The organism is Sphingopyxis sp. (genome assembly GCF_016704835.1).
Classification (GTDB): Bacteria; Pseudomonadota; Alphaproteobacteria; order Sphingomonadales; family Sphingomonadaceae; genus Sphingopyxis.
Genome location: NZ_JADIZJ010000021.1, coordinates 586,391 through 611,008, shown reverse-complemented (window position 1 = coordinate 611,008; position 24,618 = coordinate 586,391). Strand labels below are relative to the sequence as shown.

27 protein-coding genes and 1 tRNA gene are annotated in these 24,618 nt (G+C 63.9%); 19 read left to right on the top strand and 9 right to left on the bottom strand.

All coding sequences use genetic code 11. The annotated features are described in order from the left end of the window. Nucleotides 1-19 precede the first annotated feature (19 nt). The 7 genes from lon to IPF76_RS17975 all read left to right on the top strand — a co-directional run bounded on the left by lon (nt 20) and on the right by IPF76_RS17975 (nt 6,729). A complete protein-coding gene (gene lon, locus IPF76_RS18005) occupies nt 20-2,416 on the top strand; it encodes an endopeptidase La (protein WP_293846799.1) in 2,397 nt (798 codons plus the stop codon). Nucleotides 2,417-2,583: 167 nt separating this feature from the next. Beyond that, nucleotides 2,584-2,856: an HU family DNA-binding protein gene (locus tag IPF76_RS18000; RefSeq protein ID WP_088441614.1), complete on the top strand. Its 273-nt coding sequence runs from the start codon at nt 2,584-2,586 to the stop codon at nt 2,854-2,856. Nucleotides 2,857-3,014: 158 nt separating this feature from the next. Beyond that, nucleotides 3,015-3,089: transfer RNA gene (locus tag IPF76_RS17995), tRNA-Val, on the top strand. Nucleotides 3,090-3,177: 88 nt separating this feature from the next. Further along, nucleotides 3,178-3,486 (top strand): hypothetical protein, encoded by a 309-nt coding sequence (locus tag IPF76_RS17990; RefSeq protein ID WP_293846798.1) that lies wholly within the window; start codon nt 3,178-3,180, stop codon nt 3,484-3,486. Between the two features lie 116 nt (nt 3,487-3,602). Next, on the top strand, nt 3,603-4,265 hold the full coding sequence (locus tag IPF76_RS17985; protein WP_293846796.1) for a response regulator transcription factor: 663 nt from the start codon (nt 3,603-3,605) through the stop codon (nt 4,263-4,265). 105 nt (nt 4,266-4,370) lie between these two features. Next, entirely contained in the window at nt 4,371-5,684 is a 1,314-nt protein-coding gene (locus IPF76_RS17980) for a HAMP domain-containing sensor histidine kinase (protein ID WP_293847399.1), read from the top strand. 151 nt (nt 5,685-5,835) lie between these two features. Next, nucleotides 5,836-6,729: an OmpA family protein gene (locus IPF76_RS17975; protein WP_293846794.1), complete on the top strand. Its 894-nt coding sequence runs from the start codon at nt 5,836-5,838 to the stop codon at nt 6,727-6,729. 78 nt (nt 6,730-6,807) lie between these two features. Here IPF76_RS17975 and IPF76_RS17970 read toward each other — a convergent pair whose 3' ends face one another. Beyond that, nucleotides 6,808-7,503: a glutathione S-transferase N-terminal domain-containing protein gene (locus IPF76_RS17970; protein WP_293846792.1), complete on the bottom strand. Its 696-nt coding sequence runs from the start codon at nt 7,501-7,503 to the stop codon at nt 6,808-6,810. Then, on the bottom strand, nt 7,500-7,784 hold the full coding sequence (locus tag IPF76_RS17965) for a chorismate mutase (protein WP_293846790.1): 285 nt from the start codon (nt 7,782-7,784) through the stop codon (nt 7,500-7,502). The genes IPF76_RS17970 and IPF76_RS17965 overlap by 4 nt, the downstream gene beginning before the upstream one ends. Before the next feature lie 104 nt (nt 7,785-7,888). Here IPF76_RS17965 and IPF76_RS17960 point away from each other — a divergent pair, with 104 nt between their 5' ends. From IPF76_RS17960 to IPF76_RS17945, 4 genes are all read left to right on the top strand, one after another. Beyond that, complete coding sequence (locus tag IPF76_RS17960) at nt 7,889-8,902, top strand: polyprenyl synthetase family protein (protein ID WP_293846788.1); 1,014 nt, start codon at nt 7,889-7,891, stop codon at nt 8,900-8,902. A gap of 22 nt (nt 8,903-8,924) precedes the next feature. Beyond that, nucleotides 8,925-9,302: a DUF1801 domain-containing protein gene (locus IPF76_RS17955; RefSeq protein ID WP_293846786.1), complete on the top strand. Its 378-nt coding sequence runs from the start codon at nt 8,925-8,927 to the stop codon at nt 9,300-9,302. Continuing rightward, complete coding sequence (gene hrpB / locus IPF76_RS17950) at nt 9,302-11,764, top strand: ATP-dependent helicase HrpB (protein ID WP_293847398.1); 2,463 nt, start codon at nt 9,302-9,304, stop codon at nt 11,762-11,764. Before IPF76_RS17955 ends, hrpB begins: the two co-directional genes overlap by 1 nt. Nucleotides 11,765-11,834: 70 nt before the next feature. Next, nucleotides 11,835-12,113, top strand: coding sequence for an ETC complex I subunit (locus IPF76_RS17945; protein ID WP_293846784.1), 279 nt, complete (start codon nt 11,835-11,837; stop codon nt 12,111-12,113). Between the two features lie 106 nt (nt 12,114-12,219). Here the strand turns inward: IPF76_RS17945 and IPF76_RS17940 are convergent, their stop codons facing one another. The 5 genes from IPF76_RS17940 to IPF76_RS17920 form a co-directional block, all read right to left on the bottom strand. Further along, nucleotides 12,220-12,435, bottom strand: a complete 216-nt coding sequence (locus IPF76_RS17940) for a DUF4170 domain-containing protein (protein WP_137753697.1) — start codon at nt 12,433-12,435, stop codon at nt 12,220-12,222. A gap of 69 nt (nt 12,436-12,504) precedes the next feature. Further along, complete coding sequence (locus IPF76_RS17935; RefSeq protein WP_293846782.1) at nt 12,505-12,858, bottom strand: hypothetical protein; 354 nt, start codon at nt 12,856-12,858, stop codon at nt 12,505-12,507. Further along, a complete protein-coding gene (locus IPF76_RS17930) occupies nt 12,842-13,249 on the bottom strand; it encodes a hypothetical protein (RefSeq protein ID WP_293846780.1) in 408 nt (135 codons plus the stop codon). The genes IPF76_RS17935 and IPF76_RS17930 overlap by 17 nt, the downstream gene beginning before the upstream one ends. Then, nucleotides 13,233-13,667: a phage holin family protein gene (locus tag IPF76_RS17925; protein WP_293846778.1), complete on the bottom strand. Its 435-nt coding sequence runs from the start codon at nt 13,665-13,667 to the stop codon at nt 13,233-13,235. The genes IPF76_RS17930 and IPF76_RS17925 overlap by 17 nt, the downstream gene beginning before the upstream one ends. A gap of 37 nt (nt 13,668-13,704) precedes the next feature. After that, complete coding sequence (locus tag IPF76_RS17920; RefSeq protein WP_293846776.1) at nt 13,705-14,250, bottom strand: hypothetical protein; 546 nt, start codon at nt 14,248-14,250, stop codon at nt 13,705-13,707. Between the two features lie 202 nt (nt 14,251-14,452). Between IPF76_RS17920 and eno the strand changes: the two genes are divergently transcribed. The 7 genes from eno (at nt 14,453) to IPF76_RS17885 (ending at nt 20,749) form a co-directional block, all read left to right on the top strand. Continuing rightward, the gene (gene eno, locus IPF76_RS17915; RefSeq protein ID WP_293846774.1) at nt 14,453-15,727 is read left to right on the top strand and encodes a phosphopyruvate hydratase; all 1,275 of its coding nucleotides are present in this window, start codon (nt 14,453-14,455) and stop codon (nt 15,725-15,727) included. Nucleotides 15,728-15,797: 70 nt separating this feature from the next. Continuing rightward, entirely contained in the window at nt 15,798-16,124 is a 327-nt protein-coding gene (locus IPF76_RS17910) for a septum formation initiator family protein (RefSeq protein WP_293846772.1), read from the top strand. Between the two features lie 258 nt (nt 16,125-16,382). Beyond that, the gene (gene pdhA, locus IPF76_RS17905; RefSeq protein ID WP_293846770.1) at nt 16,383-17,453 is read left to right on the top strand and encodes a pyruvate dehydrogenase (acetyl-transferring) E1 component subunit alpha; all 1,071 of its coding nucleotides are present in this window, start codon (nt 16,383-16,385) and stop codon (nt 17,451-17,453) included. Nucleotide 17,454: 1 nt separating this feature from the next. Continuing rightward, nucleotides 17,455-18,843: a pyruvate dehydrogenase complex E1 component subunit beta gene (locus IPF76_RS17900; protein ID WP_293846768.1), complete on the top strand. Its 1,389-nt coding sequence runs from the start codon at nt 17,455-17,457 to the stop codon at nt 18,841-18,843. Between the two features lie 123 nt (nt 18,844-18,966). Beyond that, complete coding sequence (locus tag IPF76_RS17895; RefSeq protein WP_293846766.1) at nt 18,967-19,608, top strand: hypothetical protein; 642 nt, start codon at nt 18,967-18,969, stop codon at nt 19,606-19,608. Between the two features lie 83 nt (nt 19,609-19,691). Further along, the gene (epsC, locus tag IPF76_RS17890) at nt 19,692-20,402 is read left to right on the top strand and encodes a serine O-acetyltransferase EpsC (protein ID WP_293846764.1); all 711 of its coding nucleotides are present in this window, start codon (nt 19,692-19,694) and stop codon (nt 20,400-20,402) included. Continuing rightward, a complete protein-coding gene (locus tag IPF76_RS17885) occupies nt 20,402-20,749 on the top strand; it encodes a DUF2794 domain-containing protein (protein ID WP_293846762.1) in 348 nt (115 codons plus the stop codon). The genes epsC and IPF76_RS17885 overlap by 1 nt, the downstream gene beginning before the upstream one ends. Here IPF76_RS17885 and IPF76_RS17880 read toward each other — a convergent pair. Beyond that, nucleotides 20,727-21,800 carry a hypothetical protein gene (locus tag IPF76_RS17880; RefSeq protein ID WP_293846760.1) on the bottom strand — a complete coding sequence of 358 codons (1,074 nt, stop codon included), beginning with the start codon at nt 21,798-21,800 and terminating at the stop codon, nt 20,727-20,729. The genes IPF76_RS17885 and IPF76_RS17880 overlap by 23 nt on opposite strands. A gap of 233 nt (nt 21,801-22,033) precedes the next feature. Next, nucleotides 22,034-22,936, bottom strand: a complete 903-nt coding sequence (locus IPF76_RS17875) for an SDR family oxidoreductase (RefSeq protein WP_293846758.1) — start codon at nt 22,934-22,936, stop codon at nt 22,034-22,036. Between the two features lie 200 nt (nt 22,937-23,136). On the opposite strand from IPF76_RS17875, the gene IPF76_RS17870 reads away from it, so the two are divergent. Next, nucleotides 23,137-24,489: a porin gene (locus tag IPF76_RS17870; RefSeq protein ID WP_293846756.1), complete on the top strand. Its 1,353-nt coding sequence runs from the start codon at nt 23,137-23,139 to the stop codon at nt 24,487-24,489. Nucleotides 24,490-24,618: the final 129 nt, after the last annotated feature.

Below are 24,618 nucleotides of genomic sequence, written 5' to 3'. Positions count from 1 at the left end.
TGCCTGTCCAGGAGCCGTAATGACGCAATCTTTTCCCCTGCTGCCGCTGCGCGACATCGTCGTTTTTCCGCACATGATCGTGCCGCTGTTCGTCGGCCGCGACCGCTCGGTCGCCGCGCTCGAAACCGCGATGGAATCCGACAAGGAAATCTTTCTCGTCGCCCAGCTCGATCCGGGCGAGGACGACCCGCAGCGCGATGACCTTTATGACGTTGGCGTGATCGCCACCGTGCTCCAGCTGCTCAAGCTGCCCGACGGCACCGTTCGTGTGCTCGTCGAGGGCAAGGAGCGCGCTAAGCTGCTGTCGCTCACGACCAACGACAAGACCGTGATGGCAAGCGTCAAGCCGGTCGCAGACACCGTCGACGACAGCGTCGATACCGCGGCGCTGATGCGTTCGGTCGTCGATCAGTTCGAAAATTACGCCAAGCTCAACAAAAAGATGCCCGCCGAAACCGCGGTCCAGCTTTCGCAAATCGAGGATGCCTCGCGCCTCGCAGACTCGGTCGCCGGGAACCTCAACATCAAGGTTTCGGACAAGCAGACACTGCTTGTCGAGGACGCGCCGTCGAAGCGGCTCGAAATGGTCTTCGCCTTCATGGAAGGCGAGCTTGGCGTGCTGCAGGTCGAAAAGAAGATCCGCGGCCGCGTGAAGCGCCAGATGGAGAAGAGCCAGCGCGAATATTATCTCAATGAGCAATTGAAGGCGATTCAGCGCGAGCTGGGCAACGACAATGGCGAGGGCGGCGACGATCTCGCCGAGCTGCAGCTCAAGATTGACAGCCTCAAGATGTCGAAGGAGGCCAAAGCCAAGGCCAACGCAGAGCTCAAAAAGCTGCGCGCGATGGCGCCGATGTCGGCCGAAGCGACCGTCGTTCGCAACTATCTCGACACGCTTATCGGCCTGCCGTGGGGCAAGAAGTCGAAGCTGAAGAAGGATATCGCCGCGGCGCAAGCCGTGCTCGACGACGACCATTATGCGCTTGAAAAGGTCAAGGACCGCATCGTCGAATATCTGGCGGTACAGGCGCGCACCAACAAGCTGAAGGGACCCATCCTGTGCCTCGTCGGCCCGCCGGGCGTCGGCAAGACCAGCCTTGGCAAGTCGATCGCCAAGGCGACCGGACGCGAATTCATTCGCCAGTCGCTCGGCGGCGTGCGCGACGAGGCCGAAATCCGCGGTCACCGCCGCACCTATATCGGTTCGCTGCCGGGCAAGATTGTGACGAACCTCAAAAAGGCCGGCACGATGAATCCGCTGTTCCTGCTCGACGAGATTGACAAGCTCGGCCAGGATTTCCGCGGCGATCCTGCGTCGGCCTTGCTCGAGGTGCTCGACCCCGAACAGAATGGCAAATTCCAGGACCATTATCTGGAAATCGACATCGATCTCAGTGACATCATGTTTGTCACTACCGCTAACTCGCTGAATCTGCCGCAGGCGTTGCTCGACCGCATGGAGATCATCCGGCTCGAAGGCTATACCGAGGACGAGAAGGTCGAGATCGCCAAGCTGCACCTGATCGCCAAGCAGATCGAGGCGCACGGGCTGAAGGACGGCGAATTCACGCTGACCGATGAGGGGCTGCGTGACCTGATCCGTTACTATACGCGCGAAGCCGGCGTCCGGACGCTTGAGCGTGAGATCGCGCGTCTGGCGCGCAAGGCGCTGCGCCGCATTCTCGAAGGCAAGGCGGAAAGCGTCACGATCACGTCCGAAAACCTCAACGAATTTTCCGGGGTGCGCAAATATCGCCACGGCATGGGCGATCTGGAGGACCAGATCGGCGCCGTCACCGGGCTCGCGTGGACCGAGGTCGGGGGCGAATTGCTGACGATCGAGGCGGTCACTGCATCGGGCAAGGGGCAGGTTCGGACCACCGGCAAGCTGGGCGAAGTGATGACCGAGTCGGTCCAAGCGGCGCTCTCGTTCGTGAAAGCGCGTGCGCCGAGCTATGGCATCAAGCCCAGCCTGTTCGCGCGCAAGGACATCCATATCCACCTGCCTGAAGGGGCGGTGCCGAAGGATGGCCCTTCGGCGGGTGTGGGCATGGTCACCGCGATGATTTCGACGCTGACCGGGATTGCAGTGCGCCGCGATGTCGCCATGACCGGCGAAGTGACGCTGCGCGGGCGTGTGCTGGCGATCGGCGGGCTAAAGGAAAAGCTGCTCGCGGCGCTTCGTGGCGGGATCACGACCGTGTTGATCCCCGAAGAAAATGAAAAGGATCTGGTCGAAATCCCGGCGAATATCACCACGGGGCTCAAGATCATCCCGGTCAGCCATGTTGACGAGGTGCTCGCGGTAGCGCTGGTCAGCCCGGTCGTGCCCATCGAGTGGACAGAAGCAGACGAACTTGCCGCTTCGCCGCCGCTGGCGCCCGGAACAGACCCGGAGACGACGATTCGCCACTAGCCCCGATTGATTGACGTCTCGCGACCGTGCTTTTCGTCGCAAAATCCTCGTTTTGCGACGGTTTTCGAGCCTTTTTGCTTTGACAAGGCGGGGCGAAACGGCGTTAGTGACGCGCCATGGCACGGCCATGAATCATTCAACCAACCATAAGCAGGGGTTCCTTAGGCATGAACAAACAAGACCTGATCGCCGCCGTCGCTGACTCGAGCGGCCTGACCAAGGGTGATGCGAGCAAAGCTGTCGAAGCCGTTTTCGAAGCGATCACCGGTTCGCTGAAAAAGGGTGGCGAAGTTCGTCTCGTTGGTTTTGGCACCTTCGCTGTCAGCAAGCGCAAGGCATCGACCGGTCGCAACCCGCGCACCGGCGAAACGATGACCATCGCGGCGTCGAATCAGCCCAAGTTCAAGGCCGGCAAGGCCCTCAAGGACGCGGTCAACTGATTGGCCAACCCCTTCGGTGAGAATATTTCAGGCCGCAGCGCAAGCTGCGGCCTGATTTGCATCGGACCGATGGTAAGGACGAAATCGCCGTTGCAATCATCGGTGCAGCGGCTATGGACGTGCGGCTTTCTGGCATCGGCTAATCGTCCGACCCGGACGGGCGCGTAGCTCAGTGGTAGAGCACACCCTTCACACGGGTGGGGTCGCAGGTTCAATCCCTGCCGCGCCCACCATGGCCCGATCGGCCAGGCGCGCAAGCGATACGGGAGCTGACCGGACCATTCATCGCCTATTCAATGCTTTCGCATTAGAGAGACGACCATGATCCGCACCCTGACCTTCGCACTCATCTCTGCCCTGCTGCTATCCGCAGCGGCGCCCGCCATCGCGCGCGGCGATCGCGATCAGGATCATCTGCGCGAAGCGGCAGCCCAGGGGCAGGTCATTCCGCTGAACCGACTGATCGCTGACGTCCGGTCGCGCGCGCCCTATAGCGAGATGACCTATCTCGGTGGGCCGCAATTCGACGCGGGACGCATGATCTATGCGTTGAAATTCATGGACGGCAGCCAGGTTGTCGTTGTTTATGTCGATGCCCGCACCGGCCGGATTGTCGGCCGCAAACCCTGATCGTCACAAATTGCTGAAGGTCCGGGCGCAACGACATTTTGCGATGATCGTTCGGACTTGATACACAGTCGAAACATGCGGCCGGTTCCGCCGGTCAGCAAAGGAAAGGCGTCCGAATGCGGATATTGATTGTCGAAGACGAACCCACCCTCGGCCCGCAGCTGAAAGCGACGCTGGAAGGCGCAGGCTATGCCGTCGATCTGGCGACCGATGGCGAGGATGGCCACTTCCTCGGCTCGACCGAAAATTACGATGCTGCGATTCTCGACCTCGGCCTCCCGGAGATTGACGGGCTGACGGTGCTCGACCGCTGGCGCCGCGAAAAGCGCAACTTCCCCGTCCTCGTGCTCACCGCGCGCGACAGCTGGTCGGACAAGGTCGCCGGGCTCGATGCCGGCGCTGATGACTATCTTGCCAAACCGTTCCAGACCGAGGAATTGATCGCCCGCCTGCGGGCGCTGATCCGCCGTGCTGCAGGCAATGCGTCAAGCGAGTTGACCGCGGGCCAGGTGCGGCTCGACACGCGTTCGGGCCGCGTGACGCTCGCCGGCGAAGCGGTGAAGTTGACCGCGCAGGAATATAAGCTGCTGTCATATCTGATTCATCACAAGGGTAAGGTCGTTTCGCGCACCGAGTTGATCGAACATATCTATGATCAGGACTTCGATCGCGATTCGAACACGATCGAGGTGTTCGTGACGCGCATCCGCAAAAAACTCGGCGCCGACATCATCACGACGATCCGCGGCCTCGGCTACCAGCTCGACGATCCGCAATAACTTATGGCCGACGCCGACGTCACCCCGGCGGTTAAAAGAGAAGCGGACGCTGCGGCAAAACCGGTCGCGCTGACCAGCCGTATCACCGGCTCGCTGGCGCGGCGCATGATTGCGATTGCGGCGTTGTGGATTTCGGTGCTGCTGATCGGCGGCGGTTTCGCGCTCGACCGGGTGCTGACCGGCGCGATCACGCGCAATTTCGATTCGAGTCTCGAATATGTGCTGATCGCGATGATCCGTTCATCCGAAATCGGCCCCGATGGCGAGGTGCGGCTGGTCGAACCGCTCGGCGACCAGCGGTTCCTCGAACCCTATAGCGGCCTTTATTGGCAGATCAGCGGTGGCACGCAGGAACCCTATCGCTCGCGCTCGCTGTGGGAACGGTCGCTGAAAGCACCGACCGCGCATATCGACAACGAGATCCACATTTACGACAGCAACCAGTTCCCCGACGAGGAATTGCGCGTCCTCGAACGCAATGTCATTCTGCCAGGCAGCAGGGTCAGTTGGCGCTATCAGATCGCGCAGTCGCGCGAGGCGCTCGACACGCAGGTCGGCGCGGTGCGCGCGACGCTGATCCCTAGTCTCGCGCTGCTTGGCCTCGGCCTCCTCATGCTCGCCGCGCTCCAGACCTTTTACGGGCTATGGCCGCTGCGCCATATTCGCCGTGCGATCGCCGCGATGCGCGGTGGGCAGAATCGCCGCGTCGATGCGCCGTTGCCGCTGGAAGTGCAGCCGATGGTCGACGAACTCAATGCGCTGCTAGCGCATAACGAGAAGCAGGCCGAGGAAGCGCGGCTCCACGCCGGCAATCTTGCGCATGCGCTTAAAACCCCGCTGACCGTGCTGCTCAACAGCGCGACCAGCCAGACATCGCCGCTGGCCGACACTGTGCGGCGCGAGGCGGCGACAATGCAGCGGCAGGTCGAGCACCATCTCGCCCGAGCGCGCGCCGTCGGCCGACGTGGTGCAGCACAGGCGCGTGCCAATGTCCGCGAGAGCGTCGATAGCGTGACGCGCGCCGTGGCGCTGCTTTATCCCAGGGTGCGGCTTGACGCGGTGGGCGACAAGCAATTGGTTGCGCGCGTCGAACGCCAGGACCTCGACGAACTGGTTGGCAATTTGCTCGAAAACGCCGCCAAATATGGCGGCGGCAGCGTCTTTGTCACGATTCAGCGCGAGGGCGCGATGGTCGAAATCATGGTCGAAGACGATGGTCCCGGGATATCGCCCGCCGATCGGACCCGCATCTTCGACCGCGGCGTCCGGCTCGACAGCGGCAAGCCGGGTACGGGACTCGGCCTCGCGATCGTCCGCGACGTCGCCGAAATCTACGGCGGCAGCATTGCACTGGAAGAGAGCGAGGATCTGGGTGGGCTGCTCGTTCGACTGCGTTTGCCCGCAAGCGAACTGCCCTGAAAATCGCAGTTGTGAGGGCACTGTGCATCGGCTCACCGCACAATCCGCCCATATTGTCGGCGCAATCGACGGTCCTGACTTGCCGGACGTATCGACTTGCCAGAAGGGGCGACGGGAAATCGCGGGGGCGGATTACTGAAGGAGTAGGGTCATGCTTACCGTTTCCAAACGACCAAGAACATTGTTGCTGCTGGCCATGCTCGCCAGCACCGCGCCCGTCAGCCTCGCTGCACAGTCGCAGGAACCGCCGCAGGAGTCGGCCGATGGCGGCGAAGTCATGGCAACCGTTTATGGCACACTGCCGTCGCCCGATCAGATGACCAAGGGGCCAGACGTCGAAGGCATCATCGCCGCGCGCAGCGACGGTCGGATGCAGGTCCGGACGGCCGATGGCAACAACACGAGTATCGCGATCGCTGACTATACCAAGATCAAGTCCAAGGGCGGATTTTTGGGCCTCAATAGCGACAAGCTGGCGGCAGATTCGCTGCTCAACGGTCTGCCCGTCACTGTCGAGACCTTGCAGTGGGATGGCGGCTTGGTTGCGAGCCAGGTTGATCTCAAGAGCAGGGATCTGCGCACAGCGTCGATGATCCGGACCGGCACCGACCAGCGTTTTGCCGAACAGACGGCGGCAACCGAGGCGCTGCGCAGCCGGGTTGGCGATATCGACCAGTATAATGTCAAAGGCACGATCAACGTGAATTTCGACACCGGCAAGGCCGTGCTGTCGGCGCAGGCGAAAGCCGACCTCTGCACCGCGGCAACCCAGGCCGAGGCGATGGATAACGCCCTGCTGCTGGTCGTCGGCTACACCGATTCTACGGGCAGCGAGGAACTTAACCAGGAGCTGAGCGAAAAGCGCGCCGGCCGTGTCGTCAATCATCTCCAGCAGGCCTGCCGTTGGAAACCCTATCGCATGCTGACCCCCACTGGAATGGCCGAAGCTGACCCGGCGGCGGACAATACGACCCCCGAAGGCAAGGCGCAGAACCGTCGCGTCGCGGTGAATATTCTGGTCAGCAAGGGACTCGATGGCCTGTAAGTAGCGAAACTACAGGGGGTGGGTTCGCTCACCCCTTGATTGTCGGCCGAAAGCCTCGTTTCGCTCGCTAGCGCACCCTTAGGCCGCGGTGACCGTCAGGCCGCGCTGCACCGCCGGTCGCATCAGTCCCGCGTCTAGCCAGCGTTGCACCTGGGAGAATCGGTCGAAACCGACAATCTCGGCGGCCTCGTAAAAACCGATCAGATTGCGTACCCAGCCGAGCAGCGAAATGTCGGCGATGCTGTAATCGTCGCCCATGATCCACGCTCGGTCGGTCAGCCGCGCGTCGAGGACGGCGAGCAGCCGCGAAGATTCCGCCGCATAACGATCGCGCGGGCGCTTGTCCTCATATTCGCGCCCCGCAAATTTGTGGAAGAAACCGAGCTGGCCAAACATCGGGCCAACCCCGCCCATCTGCCACATCACCCATTGGATCGTTTCGTAGCGAATGGCCGCGTCGGTCGCGAGCAACTGGCCGCTCTTGTCGGCGAGGTAGATCAGGATCGCGCCCGATTCCCACAACGCGAGCGCCTTGCCGCCCGGGCCGTCGGGATCGTAGATCGCCGGAATTTTGCCATTTGGATTGAGCGCGAGAAACGCCGGATCGTGGCTTTCGTTCGACATGATGTCGATACGGTGCGCCTCATACGGCAGCGCTGTTTCCTCAAGCATGATCCCGGCCTTCACGCCATTCGGCGTCGGGGCAGAAAAGAGCTGGAGCCGACCCGGGTGCTGCGCGGGCCAGCGCGAGAAGATCGGATGGTCGGTGCTCACGCGCCCCCCTCGCGCACCTGTTGGTGATGGCGGATCACTTCCTCAATGATGAAGCGCAGGAATTTCTCGCTGAATTCTGGATCAAGGTCCGCATCGCGCGCCAGCGACCGCAGCCGCTCGATCTGGCGTTCCTCGCGGCCCGGATCGGCAGGGGGCAGGCCGTCGCGTGCTTTCAGCTCGCCGACGGCCTTCGTGACCTTGAATCGCTCGGCAAGCATATAGACGAGCGCCGCGTCAATATTGTCGATGCTCTGGCGGTAACGGCTCAGTTGGTCGTCCATAGGCGGCTCCTCTCGTACATCGATCGCTTGGCACTGTGCAGGGGGCACTGGCAAGCCGAAAGTCGTTGCAAAATCGTGGCCGCGCGGCCAAGGCTCGCCGCATTATGACTGCCGAAATCCATCAGCTCCACGGCGAACGGCCCCCCTCGCTCGACCCGATGATGGCGCTTGTCGTCGCCGACATGAACGAGGTCAATTCGGTCATTCTTGACCGCATGCAATCCGAAGTACCGCTGATCCCCGAACTCGCCGGTCACCTGATCGCCGGCGGCGGCAAACGGATGCGGCCGATGCTGACCCTCGCGTGCGGCAAGCTGCTCGACTATCCAGGGCGCCGCCACTGCAAACTGGCGGCAGCGGTCGAATTCATCCACACCGCGACCCTGCTCCACGACGATGTCGTCGACAAATCGGACCTGCGCCGCGGCCGCAAGACCGCGAACCTGATCTGGGGCAACAGCGCGTCGGTGCTGGTCGGCGATTTCCTGTTCAGCCGCGCGTTCGAGGTGATGGTCGAAGACGGATCGCTGAAGGTGCTCAAGATCCTGTCGCGTGCGTCGGCGGTGATTGCCGAGGGTGAGGTCAACCAGCTGTCGGCGCAGCGCCGCATCGAAACCAGCGAAGACCAGTATCTGGCGATCATCAATGCCAAGACCGCCGAACTGTTCGCCGCCGCGTGCAAGATCGCTGCGGTTGTCGCCGAGCGCGACGAGGCGACCGAAGCGGCGCTCGACGCCTATGGCCGCAATCTGGGCATTGCGTTCCAGCTCGTCGACGATGCGATCGACTATGTTTCGGACGCCGAAACCATGGGCAAAGGCGTCGGCGACGATTTCCGCGATGGCAAGGTCACGCTGCCCGTCATCCTCGCCTATGCCCGCGGCAGCGCCGAGGAGCGCGAATTCTGGAAGCTCGCGATCACCGGCCATCGCACCGCCGACGAAGACCTGCTTCACGCCACCAGCCTGCTCCATAGACATGGCACGATCGAAGACACGCTGGCGCGGGCGCGGCATTATGGCCAGCGCGCCGTCGACGCGATCGGCGGCTTTCGCGCTAGCCAGGCTAAAGCGGCGCTGACTGAGGCGGTCGCGTTCGCCATCGCGCGCGCTTATTGAGCCGCGCGTGATGGAAATGGGCATGGGTCCGGTTGCGGAAACACCCGACGCCTATATCGCCGCCCTATCCGGCTGGCAGCTCGAGCGTTGCTGGATGATGCGTGCGGCCGTTATGGCCGCCGCGCCCTTCGAAGAAACGATCAAATGGACCAATATTGTTTTCACGGCGAACGGCCCGTGCATCCTGATCCGCGCCGAGGAGCAGCGCGTCCTGCTCGGCTTCTGGCGCGGCAAGCGGCTGCGCGATCTTGAGCCGCGGATCAAGGCGAGCGGCAAGTACCAACTCGGCAATCTGGTGCTGACCGAAACGACCGAAATAACTGCCGAACACGTTGCGAGCCTTGCCGCCGAGGCCTGTCACCTCAACGCCGAACTGGGCAATCCCGCGGCGCGGGCATGATGCAGGCGCTCCCGATCGATCAGGTTTTGCCCGACATCATGGCGGCGCTGGTGCTCAAACCAAATGCCGTCGTCGTCGCGCCGCCGGGGGCCGGCAAGACGACACGCGTCGCGCCCGCGCTGCTGGCACAGCCGTGGTGCAGCGGTGATGTGTGGCTGCTCTCGCCCCGTCGCCTCGCAGCGCGCGCGGCAGCCGAGCGGATTGCCGACGAGCTGGGCGAGCCGGTCGGCGCAAAGGTCGGCTATGCGACGCGGCTCGACAGCAAACAGTCGGCGGCGACGCGGCTGCTGGTGATGACTCCGGGGCTGTTCCGCAACCGCATCCTGGCCGATCCCGAATTGTCGGGAGTGTCAGCGGTGCTGTTCGACGAGGTCCACGAACGCAGCCTCGACGGCGATTTCGCACTGGCATTGGCGATCGACGCGCAGCAGGGGCTGCGCGACGATCTGCGGCTGATCGCGATGTCGGCGACGCTCGACGGCGCGCGCTTTGGCGCGCTGCTCGGCAACGCGCCGGTAGTGCGCAGCGAGGGCAAGATTTTCCCGCTCGACCTGCGCCACGTCGGCCGCCGCGCCGAGGATCGGTTGGAAGCGAGCGTGCTGGTCGCGGTGCGGCAGGCGATGGCGGACGAACCTGAGGGCGATATGCTCGCCTTCCTGCCCGGCGCCGCCGACATCGAGCGCGCCGCGGCGGCGGTCGAGGGGGCGGGGTTGCCGCTCGTCGTCCACCGCCTGCACGGTCAGATCGATCCGACGTTGCAGCGCAAGGCGCTCGTCCGCGATCCCGATGGCGGGCGCAAGCTGATCCTCGCGACGAGTATTGCCGAAACCAGCCTGACCATCGACGGGGTACGGATCGTTATTGACGCGGGCCTGTCGCGCCGCCCGCGCTTCGATAAGGCGGCGGGCATCGCGCGGCTCGTCACCGAACGCGCCAGCCAGGCTTCGGCGACGCAGCGCGCCGGTCGTGCGGCGCGCCAGGGACCGGGGGTTGCCTATCGGTTATGGGAAGCGGCCGCGACCGCAGGGATGCCGCCGTTCGATCCGCCCGAAATTCACGAGAATGACCTGATGCCTGTCGTGCTCGATTGCGCCAGCTGGGGCATCATCGATCCGCGCCAGCTCGGCTGGCTAGATCCGCCATCGCCTGCCGCCATCGCCGACGCCAAGACCCGCTTGCAGGGAATCGGCGCGCTCGGCGAGGACGGCCGCATCACCGCGCATGGCAAGGCGCTGGCTGCAATCCCGCTGCCCGTCCCGCTCGCGCATATGCTGCTTGACGCAGCGCGCGCGGGGGAAGGCGACATGGCCGGACGCCTCGCGGTGCTGCTGACCGAACCGGGGCTCGGCGGGCGCGGCGTCGATGTCGAAGCGCGGCTCGGGCGCTGGCGCGGTCAGCGCGGCGACCGTAGCGAGGGCGCTGTCCGCCTGGCACGGCGATTGGCGAGCATCGGTGACAAGCTGGCGGCAGGGACTGATGAGGTGGCGCCGCGCTCGATCGGCGGCTGGATCTCGACTGCCTGGCCCGATCGCGTGGCGCGCCAGCGGGCGGGGCAGCGCGGCGAATATCTCAGCGTCGGTGGCCGCGCCTATCGCATCGACCCGGTCGAGCCGCTGGCGGGCAGTGAATGGCTCGCGATCGCGGATGCGCAGGGGCATGCCGCCGGAGTCCGCATCCTCGCCGCTGCGCCGATTGAGCAGGCCGAGGTCGAGGCGATCTTCGCCGACCGCATCGTCGCGCATGCTGCGAGCAGCTATGATGCCGCCAGCGACCGCGTCGATCATCGCCGCGAACGACGGCTCGGCGCGATCGCGTTGACCAGTGGGCAGGCGGGGCGCAGCGACAATGTCGAGCACGATATTGCGCTGCGGCTCACAGCGGTGCGCGACAAGGGGCTCGGGCTCATCGGCTGGGGGCCGGCGGCGCAGGCGCTGCGCCAGCGGGCGAGCTTTGCGGGCATCGATACGCTGTCGACCGGTGCGCTCGCCGACAGCCTCGACATCTGGCTGGCGCCGTTGCTCGCCGGCTGTCGCGGGCTGCGCGACATTGGCGATCGCACGCTGACCGACGCGCTGATGGCGCTGCTCGACTGGCCGGCGCGGCAGTTGCTCGAAAAGCACGCCCCGGCCGATTACGTTACCCCGGCGGGTAGCCGCCATCCGATCGATTATGGTGCCGACGGCGGGCCGACGGTCAGCGTGCGGGTGCAGGAACTATATGGTTTGACGCGGCACCCGGTGATCGGCGATCCACCAGTGCCGCTGGTGCTCGCGCTAACTTCACCCGCGCACCGCCCGATCCAGACGACGCGCGACCTCAGCAGTTTCTGGGGCGGCAGCTGGCACGACGTGGCGCGCGAGATGCGGGGCCGTTATCCCAAGCATAGCTGGCCCGACGATCCTGCGAATGCGCGGCCGACACTCATGACGAAGGCGGCGCAGGCGCGACGCGACGGGGCATGAGGTTGGCCCTTTTCGCGAGGCCAGCAAGCCGCTAAGGCACCGAAAGCCCAACCCACGCAGGATAGTCCCGATGAAAGCGCGTATTTTCCAGAAACCCAAAAATGCTATGCAGTCGGGGCGTGCTGGGACCCAGCGCTGGATACTCGAATTTGCCCCCGCCGAAGCGCGCAAGCCCGATCCGCTGATGGGTTGGGCGGGCAGCGGCGATACGCAGCGGCAGATCCGGCTCGGCTTTGCGAGCCAGGCCGAGGCGCTGGCCTATGCGGAGCGCAACGGGATCGATGCTGAGGTGGTTGCGCCGCCGGTGCGGACGTTGAAGATCCAGGCTTACGCGGATAATTTCCGGTAAATTTTCAAGATTCCTTCGTCATTGCGAGCGAAGCGAAGCAATCTAGCGCGGTTTACGCAGGCTCGGGATTGCTGCGTCGCTTCGCTCCTCGCAATGACGAGCGCGGCTACTCGCTGTCCGGCTGCAACAGCTTGTGCAGATGCACCACCACATATTTCATTTCGGCATCGTCGACCGTGCGCTGCGCCGCGGCGCGCCAAGCCTTCTCCGCCGATTTGTAATCGGGGAACAGCCCGACGACGTCGAGGTTGTGGAGGTCGACAAAGTCGGTGCCCTGGGGATCGCTGACGCGTCCACCGAACACGAGATGCAATTTGCTCATGGCTGCTGTCCTTGCGGGTCGGGGAGAAGGCGCGGCCCCTAACAGCGCTTCGCCGTTACGGCAAGCCGGTCAGTCGTCCTTGCGGCCCTTGGGGAGCAGCGATCCAAGCAAAGCGCCGATCGCGATCGCTCCGGCGACGAGCGCCATCGGCTGCTTCTCGGCCGCTTCTTTCAGCTTGCTGTTTGCGCGCTTGGCCTGGACCTTGCCCTTTTCATACACTTCGCCGGCGGCTTCGCGGGCGACGCCCGCCTGTTCGCTGGCTTTGTGCGCGAAATCTTCGGTCGCGGCGCGCGCGCGGCCATAGCCGTCCTGGATCCGCGCCTTCGCGGCCTCGGCAGTCAGCCGCGCATTTTCGGCGGTTTTCTCGGCAAGTTCACTTGCTTTGGCGCGCGCGTCGCTGGCGGTTTCACTGAACGGCTTCATCGTCATTCTCCACTGGTTCGATAGGTTCGCCGTCATCGGCATATGTTTCGTCAGCTGTTTCGTCGGCGGGGTGCAAGCGATCGGTGATCGCGTTCGCCATATCCTGAATCTTGCGCGTCAGCCGCGGCGCATGTTCCTTGATTGGTTCGCGCAATAGCCAGGCGGCCCCGGCCATCGCGGCCAGCGCGATCGGCACGCGATTGTTGCGAAACTCCTGCCGCACCGCATGCGCGGTGTCGTCGATCTTTGCATTGAGCCGATATTTGCCGCGATCGACCAGCGCGCCGGGCTTCAACGCCGCCTTGGCAACCTCGAGCCGCCGGTGCAGTTCGGCGCGCTGGAGCATCGAGCGGCGCGCCGCGGCAATCAGGCGGTTACGCGTCCGCGCCATCGTCGATCCCCTCATTGGTCAGGTCACGTCGCAGCGCAGTGCGGATATCGCCATAATGGCTGTGCGCGCGCCACGCCGCGAGTGCTGCAATTACCAGCAGCGCGGAAACGACAACCACGGTCGCCAGCAACGGCCCGATCTGAGGCGAGAGCGCCAGGATCGCGCCAAATGCCAGCGCCAGCAGTGCAACCCCGGCGGCCGTCGCGGCAACGCCGCCCCAGATCGCGGCGCGACTGGCGCCATGCAGCGCCAGCTCACCGCGGGCTTCGATCAGCGCAAACTCCGCCCGCGCGGTCGCCGACAGATTGTCGACGACATCGCCGACAATCTTCTCGATCGGCACCGGCGGCGCGGCAACCGGCGGCCCGTCGGGCGCATAGCCGTGACTTATGCCGTCAAAGCTGCGCTCTTCGGACATGGGCGGGAGGGTCGGATCTGCGGATGGCAAGACCTTGTCAATCGTTCGAGCCGCCCTTGAGCATGCGGGCGAGCACAAAGCCGATCACCGTGGCGGCGCCGACCGCGATCGCCGGGTTCTTCTTGACCATGTCCTTCGTCGAAGCGGCGAGCTCGTCGAGATCCTTCTTGTCGAGCGTCGAGGCGAGGCCGGCGACGGTCGCCGCGGCGGAGCGCGCATAGTCGCCATATTGCTTGCCGAATTTGGTGTCGACGGTACCCGCGCTGTCTTCCAGCATCTTGGCGAGGTTGCCGACCGCATCGGCGGCTTTGCCCTTGCCCTTGGTCGCCGCATCGCGCGCCTTGGCTGATGCCTGGTTCGCCAGCGTGGTTGCTTCCCCCTTCAGTGAGGCGGCCTTTTTCGATGCTTCGGTCTTGATGGTGTCGCGTGTCGCGGCCAGCTGATCGCGGATCGGATGATCCTTGGCAGCCTTCACCGTCGTGGGCTTGCGCGCCGGAGCCGCCTTGATGGCGGCGGCTTTGGCGGGTGCCTTGGGACGCGGAGCAGCAACTTTCTTGGTCGCGGGAGTAGCGGGCTTGGCCATGGCGTTGTCCTCTTCTTCTTGTGTCGGGCGCCGCACTGGCGAACATCCCTTTGGTCCTGCCTGAATATATAGCAAGACGCGGCCATTGGTTCCATAGGCCAGCAAAATTCCTATGCATTATTGCGCTTACTGCGCTGCGCCGATAACAGGCGGGCGCCTTTCCCTACCGCCCTGTCGTCAGGGCATCAGCAGGACCTATTCCATGACCGCCATCATCGACATCCACGGCCGCGAAATCCTCGACAGCCGCGGTAACCCCACCGTCGAAGTCGATGTACTGCTGGAGGATGGCAGCTTCGGCCGCGCCGCGGTGCCCTCGGGTGCCTCGACCGGCGCGCACGAAGCGGTCGAACTGCGCGACGGCGACAAGAGCCGCTATCTGGGCAAGGGCGTGATCAAGGCGGTCGCTGCGGTCAACGGTGACATCGCCGACGCGCTGATCGGCCTCGATGCCGAGGATCAGCGCGAACTCGACATGACGATGATCGACCTCGACGGCACGGCGAACAAGAGCCGTCTCGGCGCCAATGCGATCCTCGGCGTCAGCCTCGCCGCCGCGAAAGCCGCCGCCGACGCGCGCGGGCTGCCGCTCTATCGCTATGTCGGCGGCGTGTCTGCGCGCACGCTGCCGGTGCCGATGATGAACATCATCAACGGCGGCGAACATGCCGACAATCCGATCGACGTGCAGGAATTCATGATCATGCCCGTCGGCGCCGGCAGCATCGCCGAAGCCGTGCGCTGGGGCAGCGAGATTTTCCACACGCTGAAGAAAGGACTGTCGGCCAAGGGTCTCGCGACCGCGGTCGGCGACGAAGGCGGCTTCGCGCCCGACCTCGCCTCGACCCGCGCCGCGCTCGACTTCATCGCCGCGTCGGTTGATCAGGCGGGCTTCAAGCTCGGCACCGACGTCGTGCTCGCGCTCGATTGCGCGGCAACCGAATTTTTCAAGAACGGCAAATATGAAATTAGCGGCGAGGGGCTTTCATTGAGCCCCGAGCAGATGGCCGAATATCTCGCCGCGCTCGTCAACGACTATCCGATCAAGTCAATCGAAGACGGCATGAGCGAAGATGATTTTGTGGGCTGGAAGGCGCTCACCGACCTCGTCGGCGACAAGTGCCAACTCGTCGGCGACGATCTGTTCGTCACCAACCCGCTGCGGCTGGAGCAGGGGATCAAGGACGGCCTCGCCAACTCGCTGCTCGTCAAGGTCAACCAGATCGGCACGCTGTCCGAAACCCTCGACGCCGTCGATATGGCGCACCGCGCGCGTTACACCGCGGTGATGTCGCACCGCTCGGGCGAGACCGAGGATTCGACGATCGCCGACCTCGCGGTCGCGACCAACTGCGGCCAGATCAAAACCGGCAGCCTCGCGCGCTCGGACCGGCTCGCGAAATACAACCAGCTGATCCGCATCGAGGAAGAACTGGGCGACATGGCGCGTTACCCGGGGGCGACGATTTTCGGTTGAGCGCAAAGCAGCGGAAAACTGTGACCTGATGCCTTGACGCCATGAATCAACTCTGATTCAAGAGGCGGCGATGCAGCAGCGCCACAAACTTCGCAAATCGATGAATCGGGCCGTAGGCCCCGCGGTCGCGGTGATCGCGGTGCTGGCGATGATCGGTTACATCATTTTCGGACCGACCGGGCTCTACGCTTGGGGCGATTATGGTCAGTCGGTCGAAAAGAAGCGCGTGATCTTGAGTGAACTGGCCAAGAAGGAAAGCGAGCTTCAAAACCGCGTCAACCTCCTCGACCGGCGGCGTGTCGATCCCGATCTGGCGGAGGAATATGTGCGCGAGAAGTTGGGCGCTTATCACCCCGATGAGGTGATCATTCCGATGGACCCCGACGCGAAACGCTGAAAGCAGCCTGCTTTCCATTCGCGTTCCCGTCATTGGGAGCGAAGCGAAGCAATCTCCTGCTGTCGATATTGCGCGATGCCGATGGCTGGAGAATGCCGCGTCTACGTCGGCTACTCGCAATGACGCCAGTTAGCTTTGCTGGACCGTTGCTGCATACGTAGCTTGGCTTTCGCCGCTGCCAACCGGGCGTTGCCAAACCCGCTTTGCCGCCCCTATAGGGGGCCTTGCCGTAACGGCTAAATGCAAAGGAAACCTCCCTTGGCCAAAGCTCCTGCGCGTGCATCCGCCGCGCCGAAAAAGACTGCATCCACTCCGACCCCCGCGAACAATCGCGAGCAACCGCGCGACCCCGTCCCCTATGACGCGACGCCTGCGGAACTGGAGAAATTCTATCGCGAGATGCTGCTCATCCGCCGCTTCGAAGAGAAAGCAGGGCAGCTTTACGGGCTCGGCCTGATCGGTGGTTTCTGCCACCTTTATATCGGTCAGGAAGCCGTCGCGGTCGGCCTGCAGTCGGCGCTCGACGGGGACAAGGACAGCGTCATCACCGGTTATCGCGATCATGGTCATATGCTCGCGTACGGCATCGATCCTAAGGTGATCATGGCTGAACTGACCGGCCGAGCTGCGGGTATCTCGCGCGGCAAGGGCGGCTCGATGCACATGTTCAGCGTCGAGCATAAATTCTATGGCGGCCATGGCATCGTCGGGGCGCAGGTGTCGCTCGGCACCGGGCTGGCCTTTGCGCACAAATACCGCGGCGACGGCGGGGTCGCGATGTCCTATTTCGGCGACGGCGCGTCGAACCAGGGGCAGGTGTACGAAAGCTTCAACATGGCCGAGCTGTGGAAGCTGCCGATCATCTTCGTGATCGAGAACAACCAGTATGCGATGGGCACGTCGGTCAATCGCTCGTCGGCTGAGGACCAGCTCTATCGCCGCGGCGAAAGCTTCCGCATCCCCGGGATGCAGGTCGATGGCATGGACGTGCTCGCGGTGCGCGGTGCCGCCGAAGCGGCACTCGAATGGGTGCGCGCGGGCAAGGGGCCGGTATTGATGGAATTGAAGACCTATCGCTATCGCGGTCATTCGATGTCCGACCCTGCGAAATATCGCAGCCGCGAGGAAGTGCAGGCGGTGCGCGACAAGTCGGACGCCATCGAACATCTGAAGAAGCTGATGACCGACGCCGGCATCGGTGAGGACAAGTTCAAGGATATCGACAAGGAAATCCGTGCGATCGTGGCGGAATCGGCCGACTTTGCGGAAAGCGCGCCCGAACCCGAACTTCATGAACTTTATACCGACGTGCTGGTGGAGCAATATTGAGATGGCCATCGAATTGAAAATGCCGGCGCTGTCGCCGACGATGGAAGAAGGCACGCTCGCCAAGTGGCTCGTCAAGGAAGGCGACACGGTCAAATCGGGCGACATCCTCGCCGAGATCGAAACCGACAAGGCGACGATGGAATTCGAAGCGATCGACGAAGGCACGATCGGTCAGATCCTGATCGCCGAGGGCACCGACAATGTGAAGGTCGGTACCGTAATCGCGACGATTACGGGCGAGGGCGAAGACGCTGCCCCGACTCCCGCGCCTGCGCCGACCGCGGAAGCGCCGAAAGCCGACGCACCCAAAGACGAAGCGCCAAGGAAAGCCGAAAGCGGAACCGAGCAACTCATCGTCAAGGCGAAGGCCGCGGTCGCCGACCCCGCCATCCCAGAAGGCACCGCGATGGTCCGCTTGACCGTCCGCGAAGCATTGCGCGACGCGATGGCCGAGGAAATGCGCGCCGACGACCGCGTGTTCGTGATGGGCGAAGAAGTCGCCGAATATCAGGGCGCGTACAAGGTCACGCAGGGGCTGCTCGATGAATTCGGTGCGCGCCGCGTCATCGACACCCCGATTACCGAATATGGCTTCGCGGGCCTGGGTACGGGCGCCGCGATGGGCGGCCTGCGCCCGGTCATCGAATTCATGACGTTCAACTTCGCGATGCAGGCGATCGACCACATCGTCAATTCGGCGGCCAAGACCAACTACATGTCGGGCGGACAGATGCGTTGTCCGATCGTGTTCCGCGGCCCCAATGGCGCGGCCTCGCGCGTCGGCGCGCAGCACAGCCAGAATTATGCGCCATGGTACGCCAGCGTCCCCGGCCTGATCGTGATCGCGCCCTATGATGCCGCCGATGCCAAGGGACTGCTCAAGGCCGCGATCCGCACCGAAGACCCCGTCGTCTTCCTCGAAAACGAGCTGCTTTATGGCCGCAGCTTCGACGTTCCCGACTTGCCCGATCATGTCCTGCCGATCGGTCAGGCGCGCATCATGCGACCGGGCAAAGACGTCACCGTCGTCAGCTATTCGATCGGCGTCGGGCTCGCGCTCGAAGCCGCCGAGCAGCTGGCGGGCGAGGGCATCGACGCCGAGGTCATCGACCTGCGCACCTTGCGCCCGCTGGATACTGCGACGGTGCTGGCGAGCCTCAAGAAGACCAACCATCTCGTCGTCGTCGAGGAAGGCTGGCCGACCTGTTCGATCGCCAGCGAACTCGCGATGGTTGCGATGGAGCACGGCTTCGACGATCTCGACGCCCCCGTGACGCGCGTGTGCAACGAGGACGTGCCGCTGCCTTATGCCGCCAACCTGGAGAAAGCGGCGTTGGTCGATGTGCAGCGCGTCGTTGCAGCGGTGAAGGCGGTTCGCAATCGCGGGTGATCTATTCCACCTCGTCATTGCGAGGAGCAAAGCGACGCGGCAATCCAGGGGCGGTTTAAGGCCGCTCTGGATTGCTTCGCTTCGCTCGCAATGACGATGATGGGCTGCTAGCGCTTCCTGCGCATGGCCACCGACAAAGCCCCCGAAACCAGTCTTTACCCCGATATCCGCGATCCGCGCGTCTTGGTGGCCGTGCCGCGCGAACGGCGCGCGGCGTTGTCGACGCTATGGGCATTCGCCGAACGGCTGACCTTGCTCCTGATCGATACGCGCGAACCCTTGATCGGGCAGATCAAGCTCGCCTGGTGGCGCGACATGGCCGCGATGCTGGCGCGCGATCCCGATGGCTTGCCCAAGGGCGAACCCTTGCTCGCCCAACTGACCGCGACATGGGCCGGGCAGGGCGGGCTAGATGCGCTCGTCGATGCATCCGAGGCGATGCTGCTGGCCGAGGATGTAGCCGGCCGCCGCGCCGCCGCTGTCGCGTTCGGCGGGGCGCTGTTCGGGCTGTCGGGCGGACCGGCAAGCGGCGGCACGCGCTGGGGACTGTTGTGGGGGGCAGTGCTTCAGGAAAGCGCGGTCGATGCGCAGCATTTGTTCGCCGCAGCGCGTAATCTGCAGCTGCCGGCGCGCGTATCGTTCAATGGAAACAAGGCGCTACTAATGCTCGACCACTGGGCGGCAGCTATCGCCCAGAACGACGGCGAACGGCGCTGGCGGAGCGAGGGCTTGCTGCTGCTGCGGCTCGGTCTGATCGGCCGCTGACGATAAAAGCACGCCGGGGGTGGAAATGCGCTGCCCGAACATCTATCTTGTCCGGTACAAAATAGGGTCGCAGGGGACAGTATATGTTCAACGGGCTGGTTGCCTATCTCGATTCGATCAAGGCGCGCGACCCCGCGCCGCGGTCGCGTTGGGAAATTCTCCTCTACCCGGGACTTGTCGCGGTTGGCATGCACCGCATCGCGCATTGGCTGTTCGAGGCGCGATTGTTCTTCCTAGCGCGCTTCGTCAATCATCTGTCTCGCTGGATGACCGCGATCGACATTCATCCCGGTGCCAAAATCGGGCGCCACCTGTTCATCGATCATGGCTTTACCGTAATCGGCGAGACCGCGGAGATCGGGGATAATGTCACCATCTATCAGTGCGTGACGCTGGGCGGCACCGATCCCGCCAATGGCGTTGCGGGAAAGCGGCACCCGACGCTGGCCGACGATGTCATCGTCGGCTCGGGCGCGCAGATCCTTGGCCCGATCACCGTGAATCCGCGCGCGCGCATCGGCGCCAATGCGGTGGTTACCAAGGATGTGCCCGAGGGGGCGGTAATGGTCGGCATCCCGGCGCGTTCGACTCTTGTCGATGCCGCCGAATATGCGCGTGAATTCGTGCCTTATGGCACGTGCAACGAGACATTCGATCCCGCGACGCAAAAGGTCGAATTGCTCCAGTGCCAGCTCGAGCAGATGCAGAAACAGCTCGCGGCGCTGATCGCTGAACGCGACGCCGCGAGTGAAGAGGAAGCGCCGCGGCGCAAGGGGAGTCGGAAAAGCGCCTGATGGGTACGGTGACGCCCTTGCCGTTCGCGAATAGGGCCATTTCGCAGCAGACCGGTTTCGACCGCCCCGAACTGATGCGCATCCTCGACCTCTATGGCCGCATGGTGGCGGCGGGACATTGGCGTGATTACGCGATGGATTTCCACCGCGACGCCGCAATCTTCTCGGCCTTTCGCCGCGCCGCCGAGCGCCCCGAATATCGCATCGAAAAACGCCCCGCCTTGCGGAGCAGGCAAGGCATGTGGGCCTTGGTCTCCGAAGCCGGGGCGATCTTGAAGCGTGGGGACGAGCTCGCGAACGTGCTCGCCCCCGTCGAACGCAAACTTATGAAGCTGGTTGGAGACTGACCGACCGCGTCGTGGCGGGCAGTTGGTTCGCAAGATTGTCGGGCAGCAACCCGACGACTACCGCGCGGGCATTCTGCCAGAAGGCCGAGAGCAGCAGCAGCGCCGAACCGATCACGAATGCGGTGAGTGCGACGTTGAGCTCGACCGCACCAAATTCGCGAAACAGCTGGGTTAGCGCAAACAACACATAAGCAAGGGCGGACACCAGCAACGCGCGGCGGTCGATTGCCAGCGCGATCAGCCCGAACACCACATAGATGCCGACGACCATCACCGCCGCGCCGCTACCGATGTCGCTGCCGTCGGTGACGCCGAGCAGGTGGAAGATCGGATGTGCGATCATCGGCGCGGCGAGCAGGTGGAGCCAAAAGGCGACGTCGCTGCGCCGAGTCTGGCGCACCCGGTCGCTGCGGTCCCACCACATCGCGAGCGCGAAGACGCCGACGCCGGCGGTCAGCACCAGCGACATGACCAGCGCGTCGGGGTGGTCGGGCATGCCGGTTATCGACAGCACCAGCGCCACCGCGGTCGCGGCGAGCGCGGCGGTGCCGGCAGCGACGGTGATTGGCACCTTGAAGCGGCGCCAGTGAGCCCAGGTTGCTGCGGCGGTGATCAGCGCCATCGATCCGATGATGATCGCGCCGACGGTCTCGCCAGGATTGTTGCCGAAAATCGCTTCGCCATGCTCCACCCCGAAGCCGACCATGGTCGCGAACACCCCGCCCGAAAAGGCAAGCACCAGCACGATGCTGGGCAGCGCCATGCGGCGTTTGCGGGTGAAATATTCGGCGAGGAACCATGCCGACAAAGCGACGAATGCGCCGCCGAGCGCGGTGTGGATCGACTGGCCGATCCACGCCACCGCGACGAGCAGGATGACCGCCGCGATGCTGACGAAAATATCGTTGAAACCGGTGATCAGGCGGAAGGACTCCTCGTCCGCACCGGGGGTAGAACGGACCGACGCGATGTGCGACCGGAACGCCGTGGCGGCCTCCGGTGTCAAAACCTTCGCATCGACCGCAGTTTGCAGGTCGCTTTCACTATACATCGGGGTCGTCCTTATCAGATCGATCCCCTTGCCCCAGCACGGCTATGGCATAGGAGTGTTGCTGTGTCAATACAGTACGGCGCCCGCTCTATCTTCCCTGTCGCGCAGCGATGTGAGGGGGCCCGCCGCAAAGCGGTGGTGGAGGGGCGGCGACGTCGCGCCCTTACCCCTCGGTCAGCGGCTTCGCCGCTGCCACCTTCCCATGGCTGCGCCACAGGGATGATCGAGACGCCTCAACCCAGCGCCATCAACGCCTTCATGACATTCATCGACTGTTCGCTGCCCGACTGCGGCACGATTTCGCCCTGACGATCGATGATCTTCTCCCACGCCGCAGCAACGCCCTCGGGCGTCCGCTCGCCTTCGGGTAGCGCAACACCCGGGGTCATGGTGACATAAGCGGCGTGATACGCGCCCGCGCCCGCGCCAATGATCATATTAGTCGGCGCATCTTCGCTGACCAGATAGAGCGCCGCAGGGACGACATTATCGGGCGTGAATTTCTCGAACAGTTCGGCGGGGAAAATATCTTCGGTCATCCGCGTGCCCGCGACCGGCGCGATCGTGTTGCAGCGGATGTTATACTTGGCGCCTTCGAGATGAAGCGTTTTGGTCAGCCCCGCGAGGCCGAGCTTCGCCGCGCCATAATTGGCCTGGCCGAAATTGCCGTACAGGCCGGTCGACGACGCGGTCATCAGGATGCGGCCATAGGCCTGCTCGCGCATCAGGTCCCAACACGCCTTGGTGACGTTCGCGCTGCCGCTGACATGCACCTTCAGCACCAGGTCGAAATCGGCGGGCTCCATCTTGGCGAAGCTCTTGTCGCGCAGGATGCCGGCGTTGTTGATCAGGACATGGACGCCGCCCCATTCTTCCTTCGCCTTGGCCACCATTTCGACCATCTGCTCATATTCGGTGACGCTGCCGCCGTTCGAGATCGCGGTGCCGCCCGCGGCGCGGATTTCCTCGACGACCTGCAATGCGGCGTCCGAATGGCCGGTGCCGTCGCGCGATCCGCCCAGATCGTTGACCACGACCTTGGCGCCGCGCCGTGCGAGTTCGAGCGCATAGGCGCGGCCGAGGCCGCCGCCGGCGCCGGTAACAATAGCAACGCGCCCGTCAAATTTGATCGTCATGATGGTCTCCTGATGGGGGCTGCCCGGTAAAAGGTTGCCCGAAAAAACTGGAACGTCCTTAGCCGTTCGCACCCCGCTGGCAAGAGGAAGGGAAAAACGACAGGTGAAACAAAAATGTCATGCAAATGACGTGCATCTGTCACTTAAGCGTCATAGCAGCGCCGTCAGATTGTAACCTTTCGCAACGGAGCAAATCCCTCATGCGCCACGCCCTGACCGCAGCCCTGCTGGCGACGTCGATGTTCAGCCTGCCGACCGCGGCGGGCGCTCAAGCGATGACCTCCGAGGAAGCGGCGCAGCTGCGCGCCGAACTCGCCGCGCTGAAAGCGCAGGTGCAGACGCTCGAAACGCGGCTCGATGCCGCGACGGCGCAGCCGGCATCTGCTCCCGCCCCCACGCCGCCGCCCTCTGTGACCGCCAAGCCCGCGACCGAGATCAGCTGGAAGGGGGCGCCCGAGATCAAGACCGCCGACGGCTGGAGCTTCAAGCCGCGCGGTCGCATCCAGCTCGATCTGGCGGGCATCGACGCGCCGGCGGGTGTCACCGGCCTCCGCGGCGGCACCGCAACCGAGTTCCGCCGCGTCTACCTCGGCGTCGACGGCAAGATCCCCGGCGGCTTTTCCTATCGTGTCGAGGCCGACATCGCGAACAGCAGCGTCGAACTGACCGACGTCTATATGACCTATGGCACCGGTCCGCTGTCGGTGACGGCCGGTCAGATCAAACCCTTCACCGGTCTCGACGACATGACGAGCGACCTTTTTACCAGCACGATGGAGCGCGCGGCGTTTGTGTCGGCGTTCGGTTTCGAGCGCCGCGTCGGACTTTCGGCGCAATATAAGGGGAAGGCGCTGGTACTGCAGGGAGGGGTGTTCGGCGACAATGCCGCCGACCTCACCGACAGCAACCACAGCATGAGCGTCGATGGCCGCGTCGTCTTCATGCCGAAGTTCGGCAATACGCAGCTGCACCTCGGCGCATCGGCGCATTACCGCGATCCGGGCGACCCCGCCGCGACGAACCGCTATCGCGCGCGCCCTTTTGTTCACACAACCGACGTCCGCCTCGTCGACACCGGATTGCTCGACTATTCCAGCGAGCGCGGCCTGGGCCTCGAAGGCGCCGTCCTCGCCGGTCCGTTCCACGCGGCGGGCGAGGCCTATTGGCAAACCGTCAAGCGCTCCGCCGCCGCCGACCCGACCTTCTTCGGCGGCTATGCCGAGATTGGCATGGTGCTGACCGGCGGCGATGCGCGCGGGTATAAGGACGGTGCGTTCGACCGGCTGAAACCGTCGAAACCGATCACCGCCGGCGGCATCGGCGCGATCGAAGTCAACGCGCGCTACGACCATCTCGACCTCAGCGACGGCGCGATCGTCGGCGGGCGGCAACAGGCGGCGCTGATCGGGCTGGTGTGGGCGCCGATCGATTATATCCGCATCACCGCCAATTACGGCAAGCTATGGATCGACAACGCCCGCATCGCAACGGCGTCCGGGGACCGGGATTATACGGCGGATACGTTTGGGCTGCGGACACAGATCGATTTTTGATCGGACGGCTCCTTCGGGTGAATTGCTGTCATCCAATTTCGTCATGCTGAACCTGTTTCAGCATCCCTGGCCTGAGCGTTAATCCCGTGCAGCGCCGAAGGAAACGGCAGGCCATGGACCCTGAAGCAA